Here is a 2,946-nt window from a genome sequence, read left to right on the forward strand (position 1 = left end):
CGGCGGCGGTCTAACCGGAACTGTGAACAGCTTCGGTTCCGGCAACATTGCCGACGATGGCACCCTGGTCATCAATCAGGCAACCGACGCCAGCTTCTCCAATGTCATCTCCGGCGATGGAAAGGTGACCAAGGAGGGTGATGGCAATGTGACCCTTGCCGATGCAAATGCTTACAAGGGTGGAACGACGATCAAGACCGGTGCTCTGACCGGTACAGTCAGTAGCTTCGGCGAGGGCAACATCATCAACGATGCTGCCTTGGTGCTCAACCAGACAACCGACGCCAGCTTCTCCAATGTCATCTCCGGCGGCGGCAAGGTGACCAAGCAGGGTGATGGCAGTCTAACACTGACTGGCGAGAACACCTTTACCAGTGGCATGACCGTTGCTGCTGGAACCCTAATAATCGGTGACGGCGGAACGGCCGGCTCGATAATCGGCGATGTTGTCAACGATGCACGCCTGGCATTCGATCGTTCCGACGCTGTGACGTTCGGCGGCGTCATCTCAGGCGACGGTCAGGTGACCAAGCGGGGAGATGGCACTCTAACATTGACTGCCGACAACACCTATAAAGGTGGGACGAAAGTTGCGGCTGGCACGCTGCAGATCGGAAATGATGGGGTAACCGGCTCAATCGCAGGTGATATCGTCAACGATGCGAGCTTAATCTTCAGTCGTTCCGACGCTGTTAATTTCAGTGGTGTCATTTCTGGCGACGGTATGCTGACTAAGGCTGGGGCAGGTAATCTGACGCTGGCAGCGGCGAACAGCTATGCCGGCGGCACAAAAGTCGTGGCTGGCACGCTGACCGGCAGCGTAAACAGTTTCGGTTCCGGCAATATCTTGAACGACGCTGCCTTGGTGCTCAATCAGATAACTGATGCCGCCTTTTCAAATGTCATCTCTGGCGACGGCGCGCTCACTAAGCAGGGTGCGGGTAATGTCACGCTGGCCGAGATCAACACATACAAGGGTGGCACCGAGGTCAGCGCTGGCACACTAACCGGTACGGACAAGAGCTTCGGCACGGGTGACATCACCAACAACGGTGCTCTGGTCATCAATCAGGCAAATGCCGCCAGCTTCTCCAACAGTATTTCCGGCGATGGTAAGCTAACGAAGGCTGGAGCTGGTAATCTGATGCTGACGGCTGCGAACTCCTACGCCGGTGGCACGAAGATCGAGGCGGGTACGCTAACCGGCACAGTCGAGAGCTTCGGGACGGGAGGGATCACCAACAATTCTGCTCTTGTCGTCGATCAGGCAAACAATGCCGGCTTGTTAAATGTCATTTCAGGTAACGGTACGCTCACCAAAGAGGGGGGAGGTAATCTTACACTGGCCGATGCCAATACTTACAGTGGTGGCACGACGATTGAAAAAGGCACTTTGAACGGCACAGTCAAGAGCTTCGGCACTGGTGACATCGCCAACCATGGCACCCTCGTCATCGATCAGGCAACCGATGCCAGCTTCGCAAATGTCATTTCCGGCCGCGGCTCGCTGAGAAAGGAGGGTGCGGGCAACGTGACATTGGCCGATACCAATACCTACATCGGTGGCACGACGATTGAAAAAGGCGCTCTGACCGGCACGGCCAAGAGCTTTGGCGAAGGCAACATCTCCAACAATGGTGCCTTGGTGCTCAACCAGGCCACCGACGCCAGCTTCGCCAATGTTATCGAAGGCGACGGTAGGCTGACCAAGCAGGGTGACGGCAATGTTACCCTGGCCGATGCCAACGACTACAAGGGTGGCACGACGATCAAGACCGGTGCGCTCACCGGTACGGTCACGAGCTTCGGTTCCGGCGAAATCGCCGACGATGGGACCCTGGTAATCAATCAGGCGACGGACGCTAGCTTCTCCAATGCAATCTCCGGTGCCGGTAAGGTGGCCAAGGAGGGCGCAGGCAATGTGACCCTAGCCGACGTCAACGCCTATAAGGGTGGTACGACGATCAAAGCCGGTGTTCTGACCGGTACGGTAAAGAGTTTCGGCGAGGGCAACATCTCCAACGATGGTGCGCTGGTGCTCAACCAGTTGACCGATGCCAGCTTCGCCAATGTCATTGACGGCGACGGTAGGCTGACCAAGCGGGAAGACGGCAACGTAACGCTTGCTGATGCCAACGCGTACAAGGGTGGAACGGCGATCGAAAAGGGCGCTTTGACCGGTACCGTGAGCAGCTTCGGCGGGGGCAATATCACCAACGATGGCAGCTTAGTAATCAACCAAGCGACTGACGCCAGCTTCTTCAATAACATCTCCGGCGACGGCAATGTGACCAAGGAGGGTGACGGCAATGTGACGCTGGCGGAAGCCAACACCTACAAGGGTGGCACGACGATCAAGACCGGTGCGCTGACCGGGACCGTGAACAGCTTCGGTTCCGGCGATATTTCCAACAATGGCTCGCTTGTTATCAATCACGCGACCGACGCCAGCTTCTCCAATATCATTTCCGGCGATGGAAAGGTGACCAAGGAAGGCGCAGGCAATGTGACCCTGGCCGATGCCAACACCTACAAGGGCGGCACGACCATCAAGACGGGGGCTCTGACCGGGACCGTGAACAGCTTCGGTTCCGGCGAGATCGCCGACAATGGCACTCTGGTCATCAATCAGGAAACTGACGCCAGCTTCTCCAATGTCATCTCCGGCGACGGCAATGTGACCAAGGAGGGTGCCGGTAATGTGACGCTGGCGGATGCCAACACCTACAAGGGCGGCACGACGATCAAGACCGGCGCTCTGACCGGCACGGCCAAAAGCTTCGGCGAGGGCAATATTGCCAACAATGGCTCGCTTGTTATCAATCACGCGACCGACGCCAGCTTCTCCAATATCATTTCCGGCGATGGAAAGGTGACCAAGGAAGGCGCAGGCAATGTGACCCTGGCCGATGCCAACACCTACAAGGGCGGCACGACCATCAAGAC

At 57.2% G+C, this 2,946-nt stretch carries 1 protein-coding gene; it reads left to right on the forward strand.

Annotation, left to right across the window (positions count from 1 at the left end):
* On the forward strand, positions 1–2,946 hold a 2,946-nt coding region (locus ACQZ5F_RS25195), incomplete at both ends, for an autotransporter-associated beta strand repeat-containing protein (protein WP_448739323.1).

The sequence above is a fragment of the Agrobacterium sp. 22-210-1 genome (assembly GCF_053522525.1).